2 protein-coding genes are annotated in these 614 nt (G+C 57.7%); one reads left to right on the top strand and one right to left on the bottom strand.

The window, feature by feature from the left end; all coding sequences use genetic code 11:
- Positions 1–214: hypothetical protein (locus tag AC4FS3_RS29070; protein WP_491023428.1), on the bottom strand; the 214-nt coding region annotated here is incomplete at its 3' end.
- 132 nt (positions 215–346) lie between these two features.
- On the opposite strand from AC4FS3_RS29070, the gene AC4FS3_RS29065 reads away from it, so the two are divergent.
- Positions 347–614 (top strand): LLM class flavin-dependent oxidoreductase (locus tag AC4FS3_RS29065; RefSeq protein WP_491023427.1); only part of this gene is annotated, 268 nt, incomplete at its 3' end.

The raw sequence follows: 614 nt of genomic DNA, 5'->3' as shown, positions 1-614 counted from the left end.
GGAGCACAGATGTGAACTGCTTCCAGTTCACCTCCAGACCCAGCGGCGCCAGCCGCCTTTCAAGAACCCGGTCCTCCCTCAGCAAGGTCAGCAGCGTCGAGGAGCGCTGGTAACTGAAGCGCACCGGAGCCGCCGCGCCAGCGCGGGAAGCTCCTGACAGCACGACGGGCGCGGCGAGCGCGCCGGCAAGTACATGGCGACGTGTCAATATCATGGGCCTACATCCTGAATGTCTGGATGCAGTGTAATTTTGTTTGCATGGACAGCAATGTACTTTTTAAATTATTATGTATTGGCGAAAGTAAATTGAAATATTATTTCTGTGCAGTGTGGATGCGAGGAAAAAATGTCTCAAAACGAGCTACGTTTTGGCATATGGGCTCTGGTGCATGGCAACAGGGCTGCGTTGCATGATCCGGAAGAGCCATATGACGCGTCGTTCGCGCGGAACCGCGCGCTGGTTCTGGAGGCCGAACGGCTCGGATATGCGACGACGCTTGTGGCGCAGCACACCGCCAATCCGCTTGACCGGGGTCTGGACCAGCTTGAGGCATGGACAACCTCGGCCGCCCTTGCGGCGCTGACCAGCCGGATCGAGATCATCGCGGCGATCA

Source organism: Pseudogemmobacter sp. TB195, from assembly GCF_058313095.1.
This window is presented reverse-complemented; position numbering and strand designations above follow the sequence as displayed.